Origin of the sequence: Pseudoflavonifractor phocaeensis, from assembly GCF_016901735.1 — a bacterium.
Taxonomy (GTDB): Bacteria; Bacillota; Clostridia; order Oscillospirales; family Oscillospiraceae; genus Pseudoflavonifractor_A.
On sequence record NZ_JACLZC010000028.1, the window covers coordinates 22953 to 35039 of the forward strand.

Here is a 12087-nt window from a genome sequence, read left to right on the forward strand (position 1 = left end):
GAATGGAAGTTCAATTGCAGCCCATGGACCGAAGCCATCTGGAGGCAGTGGCCGCCATCGAGCGGGCCTGCTTTTCCCACCCGTGGAGCCAGGCCATGCTGGCCGAGGCCCTCTATGACGACGCCGCGTCTTTTATCGTGGCAGTGGGGGAGGACGGCACGGTCCTGGGCTATGCCGGTCTCCACGTGGTTTTGGACGAGGGGTATATCGACAATGTGGCGGTAGCGCCGCCTTACCGGCGGATGGGCGTGGCAGACGGGCTGCTGTCTGCCTTTGAGCGCTTTGGCCAGGCCCATCTGGCTTTTTTGACGCTGGAGGTCCGGCCGTCCAACGCCGCGGCCATCGCGCTCTATGAAAAGCACGGCTTTGCCCAGGTGGGACGCCGGAAGGACTATTATACCGACCCGCGGGAGGACGCGCTGCTGCTGACCCGTACCTTTGAACGGCCGTGAAGGCGGAGCTGCGTCCCCTCTCCCGGCGGATGCTGCGGGCGCTGTACCGCTGGGAGATGATCCCCGCTTTTCCCCGCAGTGAGCGGCGTCCCCTGGCCAACCTGCTGCGGATGTGCCGCCGGGGAGATTATGACGCGCTGGGGACCTTTCAGGGCGGCATGCTGATCGGCCTGGCCCTGCTGTGGCGGGGGAAGGACTGCGTACTGCTGGACTATCTGCTGGTCTGCCAGGGCAAACGGGGCTGTGGAAGAGGAAAGGCGATTCTGGCGGCGCTGCAAGAGCGGTACCAGGCCTTTCCCGTCCTGGTGGCCGAAGTGGAAGCACCCGTGCCGGGCGGGCCGGAGGAGGAGAGCCAGCGGCGGCGTCTGGAATTTTACCGGCGCTGCGGCTTTGTCTCCCTGGGCTATGAGGCCCGCATTTTCGGCGTGACCTATGCCATGCTGGGCCTGTGGAACGGCAGTCCCCGGCCGGAGCGGGCCATGGCGGGGCACCGGGCGCTCTATCAGTCCCAACTGCCGCCGGAGATGTTCCGGCGCTTCATCCATATTCCGCAAACGGAGGGAACACGATGATACGAAAATACAGCTATGGCGTGCCCTATGACACCGAAGCGGTGGTGGGCGCATACGAGATTGGTATGGATCTGCCGTCCTGGCTGACCGTTGAGGAGGAAGGACGGCGCTTTTCCTGTCTGCTGGCCGAGGAGGAGCAGGTGTTTGGGCTGGGGGAGCAGGTACGGGGCATGAATAAGCGGGGCTGGCGCTACGTGAGTTGGTGCAGCGATGACCCCTACCATCTGGAGACCGCCCGCTCCCTGTACGGGGCCCACAATTTTCTGATGATTACCAGTCCGGACCGCACCGTGGGGCTCTTTGTGGAGGACCCGGGCCGGGTGACCTTTGACGTGGGGTATACCAGGCGGGACCGGCTGACCATTGAGACCGAAGGCGATGGGACGGCCCTCTATCTCATCGAGGGCGGCGGACCGCTGGAAGTGGCCAAGATGTTCCGGCAGCTCATCGGCCGCAGCTACATTCCGCCCCGCTGGGCCTTTGGCTACGGCCAGAGCCGCTGGAGCTATTTTTCCGCCGGCGAGGTCAAGGCGGTGGCGGAGGAGTACCGGAAGGCCGGCATTCCGCTGGACATGATTTATCTGGATATCGACTATATGGAGTCCTACAAGGATTTCACCGTCAATGGCGAGACCTTCCCGGATCTGGGGGCGCTGGCGGCGGAGCTGAAGGAGCAAGGCGTCCGCCTGGTGCCCATCATTGACGCCGGCGTCAAGGTGGAGGAGGGCTACCCGGTCTATGAGGAAGGGGTGCAAAAGGGCTATTTCTGTGAAAACGAGGACGGCACGCCCTTTACCGGCGCGGTGTGGCCCGGCTGGGTCCATTTTCCCGACGTGCTCAATCCGGCGGCCCGGGCGTGGTTCGGCGATTGGTACCGGGTGCTGCTGGACCGGGGGATCGAGGGCTTTTGGAACGACATGAACGAACCGGCGATTTTTTACAGCCGTGCCCGTCTGGATGCGCTGGAGGGAGAACGCCGGGACGCCGTGGCCGCGGGCAAGCCGGCGCGGGAGGCGCTGGCCTCTCTTCAGGAGCCGGTGAAGCAGCTTTCCAACCGGCTGGAGGACTACCGGAGCTTTTGGCACAACACCCCCGCCGGACGCCTGCGCCACGACAAGGTCCACAACCTCTACGGCGGCAGCATGACCCGCGCGGCCGGGGAGGCCTTTGTCCGCTATGCGCCGGACAAGCGGCTGCTGCTTTTTTCCCGGTCCTCCTATATCGGCTCCCACCGGTATGGCGGCATTTGGACGGGAGACAACTACTCCTGGTGGTCCCATCTGCTGCTCAACCTGAAGATGATGCCCGGACTCAATCTGTGCGGCTTCCTCTATACCGGAGCGGATCTGTGCGGCTTCGGCGGGGACACCACCGAGGACCTGATGCTGCGGTGGATGGCGCTGGGGGTATTCCTGCCGCTGATGCGCAACCACTCGGCCATGGGCACCCGCCGTCAGGAGCTGTACCGCTATCCGGAGAGCCGCAAAGCCTTTGGGGAGATGGTAAAGCTGCGCTACCGGCTCTTGCCCTACCTGTACAGCGAGTTTATGAAGGCGGCGCTGCGGGATGAGCTGTACGCCCGTCCGCTGGCCTTCCTCTTCCCGGAGGACCCCATGGCCCGAGAGGTGGAGGATCAGCTCTTCATCGGTGAGAGTATCATGATCGCCCCAGTGTACACCCAGAACGCCGGCGGGCGGTACGTATATCTGCCCGAGCGGATGAAGCTGGTGCGGTTCCGGACGGCGGAGACCTGGGAAGAGGAAGTTTTGGACAAGGGTCATCATTACATTCCGGTGGCGCTGGACGAGGTGGTGTTCTTCCTGCGGGAGGGGCATCTTGTGCCGCTGTCGGACGGGGGCGGCTGTGTGGAAGCGGTGACCGCCGACCGGCTGACCCTGCTGGCCTTTGGAGAAGGGGCCGCCTATGAATTTTACTGGGATGACGGCGTAGGGGTGGATTACGAAGCCCCGGAGCATTTCAAATGGCTGCACGCCGGTACATCCGGGGAGGTTTTCCATGAATATCCTGGCGATTGAATCATCCTGCGACGAGACGGCGGTGGCGGTGGTAAGAGACGGCCGGACGGTATTGTCCGACGCCATCGCCTCCCAGGCGGACATGCACGCCACCTACGGCGGCGTGGTGCCTGAAATTGCCTCCCGCAAGCATGTGGAGGCCATTGCCGCCCTGACCGACCGGGCGCTGGAGGAGGCCGGCGTCTCCAAGGGGGAGATCGACGCCGTGGCGGTGACCTACGCCCCCGGCCTCATCGGCGCGGTGCTGGTGGGGGTGAGCTTTGCCAAGTCCGTGGCGTATGCCCTGAAAAAGCCCCTCATTCCGGTGCATCATGTCCGGGGCCACATCGCCGCCAACTATATCACCCACCCCGACCTGGAGCCGCCTTTTGTGTGTCTGTGCGTGTCGGGGGGCAATACCATGATCGTGGATGTGCGGGATTACACTGACATGTCCATCCTGGGGTCCACCCGGGATGACGCGGCGGGGGAGTGCTTTGACAAGGTGGCCCGGGTGCTGGGCATCGGCTATCCCGGAGGCGGGCCCATGGACCGGCTGGCCCAGGGAGGAGACGACAAGCGCTACGAGCTGCCCCGGGCCCACGTCCACGACGCGCCGCTGGACATGTCCTTTTCCGGGCTGAAAACGGCGGTGCTGAATCTGGCCCACAACGCCCAACAGAAGGGGGAGGTCCTGGACCTGCCCGGGCTGGCGGCCTCCTTTGGCGCGGCGGTGAGCGACACGCTGGTACCGCGGACCATGGAAGCCGCCCGGCAGATGGGATATGGCAAGGTTGCGGTGGCGGGCGGCGTGGCGGCCAATTCCCGGCTGCGGGGCGATTTGGAGCGGGCCTGTCAGAAGAGCGGCGACAAGCTTTATCTGCCCGCCCTGTCCCTGTGCGGGGACAACGGGGCCATGATCGGCTGTCAGGGCTACTATGAATACCTGGCTGGGAACCGGGGGGCGGCGGATCTGAACGCCTACGCCACCCGTGACATCGGCATCGGATAAGGAGACACAGGAACGAGTGGAGGAAAAGCGTATGAAGGTAGCATTTATCGGAACGGGCAATATGGGCGGCGCGCTGCTGCGTGCTGCCTGCCGGTCGGTGGGGGCGGCTTCGGTGGTGGCCTGCGACTGGAGCCGGGAGAAGGCGGAGGCACTGGCCCGGGAAGTGGGCTGCCAGGTGGCGCCCGACGCCCTGACGGCGGCCCAAATGGCGGATTATATTTTTATGGGGGTAAAACCCCATCTGGTCCGGGGCGTGATTGCCCAGCTGGTCCCGGCGCTGGAGGGCAAGGTGCTGGTGTCCATGGCGGCCGGTGTGGCCACGGCGGACCTGTCGGCGGCGGCTCAGGGCAGGTGTCCGGTGGTGCGCATCATGCCCAACACGCCCTGCGCCATCGGAAAGGGCATGGTGGCGGTATGCGCCGGTCCCGGCGCTGAAGAGGAGCATCTGGCGGCGGCGGAACGGATTCTGTCCGGCGCGGGGCTGGTGCGCCGGGTGGAGGAGGGGCATATGGACGCCTTTTCCGCCATTTCCGGCTGTGGTCCCGCCTTTGCTTATCAGTTCATCGAGGCGCTGGCCGACGGCGGCGTACTGGCCGGCCTGCCCCGGGAGGAGGCCCAGACCTATGCGGCCCAGATGCTGTTGGGCTCGGCGGCCATGGTGCTGGAGACGGGGAAACACCCCGGCGCACTGAAGGACGCGGTGTGTTCGCCGGGCGGCTCCACCATCGCGGGGGTGGCGGCGCTGGAGCGGGGCGGCTTCCGGGCGGCGGCCATCAACGCCGTGGAGGCGGCCTGGGAGAAAAACGCCAGCCTGGGCAAATAAAAGAGAGGGACCGCCGGTCCCGGCGGTCCGTTCAAACAAAAAAGGCCCGCACCAGTCTGATCGTTCCCATAGGTAGATTTTCTGAACCTTGTAAATTGTCTGGTACACAGGCGGACAGCGGAATCTGTCCGCCTCAGCTTGTCGAAAAAGTCTGTTGTCTCCGCTTAAAATGCAAGTATCCTGCGGGAAAGACGCAAATTTCCGCAATGTCGTTTTTTCATTCTCCGCAGGGAGCGGTCCTGCGCGGGCGGCGCAAAATGAAAGCTTTCTTTGCCTCCTTTCTTTCTCGAAAGAAAGGAGGTCCCGAAAAGGGCCTGGACCAAAAGGGGCAGAAGGGGGGTATCCCCCCTTCTGCACTTCCCCCAGGTGCCGCAGCGGCTATGCCGCGAGGAAGAAACCCTGTTCATCGTTCCCCTTTCCCCGCAGGAGGCCCCCCTGTGCGTCGGAAGCACCGTCCATCTTACCCCGACGCTCCCCCTCGTAGGGGCGACCCTTGTGGTCGCCCGCTTCCATGCAGGCACGTTGACCTTTCCTCCACCGCCTTCCACTTCTTCGACAGACTGAGGCAGACCGTTATATGGTCTGCAGCCAAGTCTGTTCTTCTTCGTGATCGTCCTCGGCATGGCCTTGGGCGATTTTCTTTTGCTGCTTCTTACGGAGCGTTTTCCTGTCTGTGTGGGCGCATGGTTATGCTGTCCATCACGGAAGCAACAGACTGAGACTGCTCCAAACGGTATCCAAGCCCCACCACAGCAGAAGCAACGCTGCTGTCCACATTATCAGGACCGCCCATGTGGGACCATCCAGGTGCGGCAGCCGTAGTCTGGGCAGCCTGATGCTGAGCAGAGAAATCCCATCCCGCCATTCTTTTTTGATGTGTACTGAGCGCAACATCATTAAAGTTTAAGGGCAGAACGATTTGTGCGCAAAATTACCAAATGTGTTTTTTGAAAGATTGTGTAAAACCGCCTTTGAAAAATGCACAATTTTTAGATATACTTATTGTATAATAATGACAATATGTATAGGCTTATTGTCATTCCAAGGGAGGGTACACATGATGAAGCGAATCAAAGCGGCCTGTGTCTGTCAAACACTGCACTTCATGCTGAAGGAAGATGCGGAACACGACTGGGCGGTGAAACAAGTGGAGCAGGAGGTGGAGCAGTACAAAAAGACACTGGAACGCAATCATACCCAATACAAGATTACGGAGCAGACCGTTCAGCCTGACGGCTCTATGATCATCAAAGTCATCAAGCAATATAACAATTCTCCTGTTGGAAATTACCTGAACTGAGTGGCAAAAGCCTGTGAGATGGTTTTCGACAGACTGATTTTGGGAGGGAAATATGGCAACAAAAAGTGCTCGACCCAAGTCACAGCTTAGGTCAGAATTACTGCTGGAAAAGAAAATTCAAGAATGTCAGCAGCGTATCAGCGAAAGCCAGCAAACCATCGAGGCTATCCGTTCAAAACAGGATCGTATGTGCACCGCGGATATCATTGGCATATCAGTAGAACATAAGTTGTTTGGAGCAGGGATCATTACGGAGCAAAATGCCACATCTATTACCGTCAGCTTTGACTCCGGCAGCAAACGGTTTGTGATGCCGTCGGCTTTTCTTGATGGTTTTTTGAAGACGGAGGATGCCTCCGTGAAGGAACGCCTTTTAGAATACCTGAGTATGCAGCAGAAGATCCGGGAGGCAAAGGATGATATCTCGGCCTCAAAACGAGCCATTTTTGCCTTTGAGGCAAAAAGACACCCCCATCTTCGCTGAGAAAGCCTGCCGGACTCGGCTCTGAAACCGGCAGGTTTTGTGTTCCGATCAGTCTGGAATGGCTTTCTGTGCAGCTTTGATCAAGGCGTGTTCCCCTGACCGTCGTCTCCAAACAATCGCTGCGTATATAAAAAAGTATTTGAAATTTTGGCTGATATCTTATATAATAATCAAGCAAGATATATGCAAAGAGTAAAATCGTGTGGCAGAAATGCGTAAGTCCGGATTTGGGCCTGCGCATTTTATTTTTTTGGCGCATAAAAAGCTGAGGCCATGAAACAATGTTATATTCAAAATCGTGTGGCAGAAATGCGTAAGTCCGGATTTGGACCTGCGCATTTTATTTTTTGGAAAAAAAGGTGATCCAAAATGGATGCAACAAATCAGTTTCTGGGAAGCGAGAAGATCGGAACCCTGATGCGAAAGTACGCCATTCCCTGCATCATTTCTCTGCTGGTGGGCACCCTTTACAACATTGTGGACCAGATCTTCATTGCCAACGCCAGCTATCTCGGCTCCTACGGCAACGCCGCCAATACGGTGGTTTTTCCGTTGACTGTGGTGGCTCTGTCCATCGCCGTTCTGGTGGGGGACGGCTGCTGCGCCTTCGTCAGCATCAGCCTGGGCCGGAGCGAGGCGGACAAGGCAAAGCACAGTGTGGGCAACGCGGTCATTCTGGCCGTGGCCAGCAGTCTTGTGCTGACCGCCATCTATCTCATCTTTGCCGACGCCATCATCGCCATGTTCGGCGGAACAGTCAATGAGGAGACCTTCCGCTACGCTCAGGAGTATTTCTTCTATATCTCCCTGGGTATTCCCTTCTATATGTTCGGCCAGGCCATGAACCCCATCATCCGGGCGGACGGCAACCCGAAATTCGCCATGGCCTCCACCCTTACGGGTGCGGTCATCAACATCATTCTGGACCCGCTCTTTATCTTCGGCTGCAAGTGGGGCATGATGGGCGCGGCAGTGGCCACCGTCATCGGCCAGATCGCCACCGCCGCTTTGTCGGTATGGTATCTGCTTCACATGCGGATCATCCGGCCCGGACAGGGTGACTTCTCCCTGAACAAGAAGATCTGCGGGCGGATGCTGGTCCTGGGGATCACCAGCTTCCTCTCCCAGATCAGCCTGGTGGCGGCTATGGCGGACATCAACAATATGCTGCGCAAATACGGCGCCCTGGACCCGGTGTTCGGCCTGGAGGAATACGCCCAGATCCCCATGGCGGTGGTGGGCATTGTTATGAAATTCTTCCAGATTGTCATCTCCATTGTCGTGGGTATGGCGGCGGGGTGCATCCCCATCGTGGGCTACAACATGGGCGCGGGGAAGGCCCGGCGGGTGAGAGACCTGTTTACCCGGCTGCTGATCGCTGAAGCGGCTGTGGGTGCGGTGGCTCTGATCTTTGCGGAGGGATTCCCACAGCAGTTTATCAACATCTTCGGCGCGGCCAACGAGAGCAGCTATTACACCGAGTTTGCCATCCGGGCCTTTCGGACCTACCTCTGTATGATGATCCTGGCCTGCGTGAACAAGGCCTGCTTCATCTTTTTGCAGGCGGTGGGCAGGGCGCTGGCTTCCACTATGCTCTCCCTGTTCCGCGAGGTGGTGTTCGGCGTGGGGTTTGCGCTGCTGCTGCCGGTGTTTTTCGGGCTGGACGGCGTTCTGTATTCCATGCCCGTGTCCGATGTCCTCACCTTTTTGATCTCTGTGTTCATCATCCGGAATACCTACCAAAAACTCAATGCAGAAGGAGTTGCGATTGCATGAAGAATCGTGTCATTACCATCAGCCGGGAGTTCGGCAGCGGCGGCCGCACCATCGGAAAAAAGGTCGCGGAACAGCTGGGCATCTCGTGCTACGACGCGGAGCTGATCCAGAAGCTGGCAAAGGAAAGCGGATTTGCGGAAAGCTATATCAAAGAGGCGGGAGAATATACGCCCCATGGTTTTCTGTCCCTTGCCTTTTCCAATCGCGCTCAGGGGCCGACCAATGAGGACATCCTGTGGGATTTGCAGTACAAGGTGATTACGGAGCTTGCCGGGAAAGGCCCCTGTGTGATCGTGGGCCGGTGCGCCGACTACATCCTGCGGGAGAAGGCGGATTGCCTGAACGTTTTTATCCATGCGGATATGGCCTTCCGGGCGGAGCGGATTGTCAACGTATATGGCGAGCGGGAGCAGTCTCCCGAGCAGCGGATCCGGGATAAGGACAAGCGCCGCGCCGCCTACCATCGCTTTTACACCGATATGAAGTGGGGCCACGCACAGAACTACCACATCACCCTAAACAGCGGGGTCTTTGGAATCGACCGGTGCGTGGAGATTATCTGTGGGCTTTTCTAATCATTAGACAAACGGGTGGAAGTTGTCTCAACTCCCGCCCGTTTATCTTTGTGGGCAGGGTTGCTTTCTTACCAGTCCTTCCTCTGAGCGCTGGATGCTATTATGGGTGAGATCTGTTCTATTTTCAGAATATTAAAGTCCAGTTAATTTTCTGTGTGGTATGATAGCTCCACCATCAAAACAGGAGGAACTTTTATGGATTTGAAAAAAGTCACCGCATTGCTGCTCTCTCTGTCTCTGGCGGCAGGGTTATGCGCCTGCGGTCAGGAAGCGTCGGGAACGGAGGGCGAAAAAACCACTTCCGCTGTGGCCGATGCCGAGGAGAAAGCCTATATCGAGGAGACGCTGAATCTGGCCAACAACGCCGATCTGACCTGGACCTACAGCGCCAGCGCCGACGCCTGGGTTATGTCCATCGTGTCGGCGGTGGCCTATCCGGAGCTGCCCGATCAGCAGGGCGTTTCCGTCTGCGTTCCCGGCGCCTATGTCACCGGCATTGACACAGACGGGGACGGCTCTGCCGATGTGACCGGTGCGGAGTCCGGGGAAGAAGCCGTCAGCGGCTCCCTGGTCATCGACTATGAGGCGGAGATTACCAGTACCAACGGCCAGACCTATACCGCCGCTACCGCTCCCATCATTCTGAACACCGGCGCGGCTGGCTACGGTTCCCAGAACAATTCCCTGGCCTCCACCACCTACGCTGCCGACGGGTACATCAATGTGTCCTGCGGCAACCGGGGCAAGCAGGACACCGCCACCGACGAGGATGGAAACACCTACTACACCGGCGACGCCCCCTCCTGCCTGGCCGACCAGAAGGCCGCCGCCCGCTTCATCCAGTACAACATCCTGCTGGGCAACCTGCCCGGCTGCGGGGACTACCTCATCTCCACCGGCGGCTCCGGCGGCGGTGCCCGTGCGGTGATGTTCGCCGCCACCACCAACAACGCCGATTTCTACGACTACCAGATCGAGGCCGGCGCTGTGGGCGTGTACTACACCGCCGACGGCGGTTACTCCACCGCCGTTACCATCGACGGGGTGGACTACGAGATCTCCGACGGGGCCTGGGGCTGCATCGCCTACAGCGCCATCACCTCCCTGGCGGAAGCGGATATGACCCTGGCCTTTGAGTACTACCTGGACGCCGACTACGACTTCTCCACGGAATTCCAGGCCCAGCTGGCGGAGTATTTGTCTGCCACCTATATGGAGTATATCAATGAACAGAACCTCTCGGTAAACGAGGCCGACGTGGGCTTTGACCTCAATGGAGACGGAGATATGGAGGATACCATCGCCCTGACCATTGAGTACGATCCCGAAGCATATCCTGAGACCAACGGCTATTACGGTACCTACTTGGATCTGTACCTGGCCGAGTTCATGGAGAACCTTCAGTGGTATGTGGACAGCCTGGACTACGCCGAGGGCTGGACCTGGTTTGACGCGGACGGCAACGCCCTCAGCGACGAGGAGGTGGCTGCTATGACCACCCAAGACAAGGCGGAAGCCTTCCTGGAGGGCCGCTACGCCAAGGGCTCCAACGGCGGCATGGGCGGCGGCATGATGGGCGGAGGCCACGGTGACATGGCCGGCGGCGGCCCCGGCGGCAATGCCATGGGCGACCTGCCGGACGGCGAGCTGCCCTCTGATCTGGAAGGCGGCCGGACGGACCGGGGCAACACTGGCAGCAACGAGATGATCGTGGGTACCCCCGACGCGGGCACCACTCAGGCTTCCGGCAGCAGTGTGGATTCCAGCAACTACGCCACCTACGAGGAGATGGTGGAGGCCTACCGGGCCGATATCGAGAGCATCCAGGCCGGTGACGAATACGGCAACAACCTGGTGGAGCTCTACAATCCCCTGAACTATATCGGCGCGGACGGCACAGAGAATCCCACTTGGGTGAAAATCCTCTGCGGTGCGGCGGAGGGTGACATCTCCATGTTCAATTCCCTGAACCTTCAGATCTCCATGTTGAATTCCGGTATCGACGCAACGATTGAATGGCAGTGGGACGGCGGCCATGTGCCCTCCGAGGTGCTGGGCGACTCCTTCAGCCTGTATGTGGATCAGATGTACGGCGAGTATGTGGACGGCGCTGCTGCGATCACCAAGGCTGCCCCTGAGCCCCAGACCGCCAACGGGACCGCCGACGAGCCTACCGGCACCGATTTGACCGGCTGGGTCAGCTATGAGAACGGGGAGATCTCCTTCTCTCTGGCCGACGCGGCCGCTTACCGCACCGCCGGAGCCAGCAAGGCCATGCCCGGTTTTGATGTCATCGACTACGGCCAGGAGGACTATGTATTCGGCACCAGCGAGCAAGACGCCCGCCACTGGGACAGCGTGCTGCTGGAGATCTTTGAAACTTACGGCGATACGCTCTCTCCTCTGTTCAACAGCGGCAGTGGGCAATAAGATTTTCATAGGAAAAAGGGAAGCGAAGCTCCATTGGGGGGGCCCGCTTTCTGAACTGCCCCAGTTTGTGTGAGCAGCACAAAAAGACCCCTGGTAGGGACTATTGAGATTTAGGCGGAGAGGCGTCGCGCAAGCGGCGCCTCTCCAGTTTTTAACTGGATGCGCTCGTGGTTATAAAAATAACTGTTTCCGCGTCTTAACATAGACGGCGTAATGCCATAAGATTTTGTCAGGTTAAAGTATGCTTGCGAGGTGTACTGGAACCCTTGGCCGCTGTGGAGCTGCAACTCCGCAGCGACCCTCTGTTTCTCCCGCCTCATAGCCAGATGAATGGTGTCCAGAGCCAGGTGCACCGTTTGCTCCGTTCCGGACTTGTAAGCCACGATGCTGTTGTCGTAGAGATCCCGGATCATGGACAGGTACAGTACGCCCTGTTTGATGTGGATGTAGGAGATGTCCGTCACCCATCTGGCTGCTATTTCCTGCGTCGGCGGATTTCAGACAGCAGATCATATTTCTTCATGATCCGCAGCACGGTTTTAAATAGTGTTTACACGAGTAATGTAGTATAATAGGGACAACAGCCCAGAAAGAGGTGTTCCTATGAGTAACGAACAACAACGCCACGATATCAGTGATGAGGTATGG

The 12087-nt window shown here is 59.3% G+C and carries 11 protein-coding genes; 10 read left to right on the forward strand and 1 reads right to left on the reverse strand.

Translation table 11 applies throughout. From position 1 onward, the window contains the following. Positions 1-2: 2 nt before the first annotated feature. The 10 genes from rimI to H7U37_RS07790 all read left to right on the forward strand — a co-directional run bounded on the left by rimI (position 3) and on the right by H7U37_RS07790 (position 11439). A complete protein-coding gene (rimI, locus tag H7U37_RS07745) occupies positions 3-452 on the forward strand; it encodes a ribosomal protein S18-alanine N-acetyltransferase (protein WP_204874895.1) in 450 nt (149 codons plus the stop codon). Next, entirely contained in the window at positions 449-1024 is a 576-nt protein-coding gene (locus tag H7U37_RS07750; protein ID WP_204874896.1) for a GNAT family protein, read from the forward strand. Before rimI ends, H7U37_RS07750 begins: the two co-directional genes overlap by 4 nt. Continuing rightward, positions 1021-3060: a glycoside hydrolase family 31 protein gene (locus H7U37_RS07755; protein ID WP_204874897.1), complete on the forward strand. Its 2040-nt coding sequence runs from the start codon at positions 1021-1023 to the stop codon at positions 3058-3060. The genes H7U37_RS07750 and H7U37_RS07755 overlap by 4 nt, the downstream gene beginning before the upstream one ends. Further along, positions 3041-4051, forward strand: a complete 1011-nt coding sequence (tsaD, locus tag H7U37_RS07760) for a tRNA (adenosine(37)-N6)-threonylcarbamoyltransferase complex transferase subunit TsaD (protein ID WP_204874898.1) — start codon at positions 3041-3043, stop codon at positions 4049-4051. Before H7U37_RS07755 ends, tsaD begins: the two co-directional genes overlap by 20 nt. 31 nt (positions 4052-4082) lie before the next feature. Next, positions 4083-4874: a pyrroline-5-carboxylate reductase gene (proC, locus tag H7U37_RS07765; protein WP_204874900.1), complete on the forward strand. Its 792-nt coding sequence runs from the start codon at positions 4083-4085 to the stop codon at positions 4872-4874. A 1057-nt stretch (positions 4875-5931) separates the two neighbouring features. Further along, positions 5932-6174 carry a hypothetical protein gene (locus H7U37_RS07770; protein WP_420875799.1) on the forward strand — a complete coding sequence of 81 codons (243 nt, stop codon included), beginning with the start codon at positions 5932-5934 and terminating at the stop codon, positions 6172-6174. 52 nt (positions 6175-6226) lie between these two features. Beyond that, a complete protein-coding gene (locus tag H7U37_RS07775) occupies positions 6227-6658 on the forward strand; it encodes a hypothetical protein (protein WP_204874902.1) in 432 nt (143 codons plus the stop codon). 369 nt (positions 6659-7027) lie between these two features. Next, complete coding sequence (locus H7U37_RS07780) at positions 7028-8434, forward strand: MATE family efflux transporter (protein WP_204874904.1); 1407 nt, start codon at positions 7028-7030, stop codon at positions 8432-8434. After that, positions 8431-9009: a cytidylate kinase-like family protein gene (locus H7U37_RS07785; RefSeq protein WP_204874906.1), complete on the forward strand. Its 579-nt coding sequence runs from the start codon at positions 8431-8433 to the stop codon at positions 9007-9009. Before H7U37_RS07780 ends, H7U37_RS07785 begins: the two co-directional genes overlap by 4 nt. A 195-nt stretch (positions 9010-9204) precedes the next feature. Then, positions 9205-11439: a hypothetical protein gene (locus H7U37_RS07790; protein WP_204874908.1), complete on the forward strand. Its 2235-nt coding sequence runs from the start codon at positions 9205-9207 to the stop codon at positions 11437-11439. 110 nt (positions 11440-11549) lie between these two features. On the opposite strand, the gene H7U37_RS07795 is transcribed toward H7U37_RS07790, so the two are convergent. Then, a complete protein-coding gene (locus H7U37_RS07795) occupies positions 11550-11903 on the reverse strand; it encodes a DDE-type integrase/transposase/recombinase (RefSeq protein WP_204874909.1) in 354 nt (117 codons plus the stop codon). Positions 11904-12087 lie beyond the last annotated feature (184 nt).

Excerpts from the sequence above, each read along its gene's own strand:
- H7U37_RS07770 (WP_420875799.1), top strand. The coding sequence starts at position 5,932 with ATGATGAAGCGAATCAAAGCGGCCTGTGTCTGTCAAACACTGCACTTC.
- H7U37_RS07785 (WP_204874906.1), top strand. The coding sequence starts at position 8,431 with ATGAAGAATCGTGTCATTACCATCAGCCGGGAGTTCGGCAGCGGCGGC.
- rimI (WP_204874895.1), top strand. The coding sequence starts at position 3 with ATGGAAGTTCAATTGCAGCCCATGGACCGAAGCCATCTGGAGGCAGTG.
- H7U37_RS07790 (WP_204874908.1), top strand. The coding sequence starts at position 9,205 with ATGGATTTGAAAAAAGTCACCGCATTGCTGCTCTCTCTGTCTCTGGCG.
- H7U37_RS07775 (WP_204874902.1), top strand. The coding sequence starts at position 6,227 with ATGGCAACAAAAAGTGCTCGACCCAAGTCACAGCTTAGGTCAGAATTA.
- tsaD (WP_204874898.1), top strand. The coding sequence starts at position 3,041 with ATGAATATCCTGGCGATTGAATCATCCTGCGACGAGACGGCGGTGGCG.
- H7U37_RS07755 (WP_204874897.1), top strand. The coding sequence starts at position 1,021 with ATGATACGAAAATACAGCTATGGCGTGCCCTATGACACCGAAGCGGTG.
- proC (WP_204874900.1), top strand. The coding sequence starts at position 4,083 with ATGAAGGTAGCATTTATCGGAACGGGCAATATGGGCGGCGCGCTGCTG.
- H7U37_RS07780 (WP_204874904.1), top strand. The coding sequence starts at position 7,028 with ATGGATGCAACAAATCAGTTTCTGGGAAGCGAGAAGATCGGAACCCTG.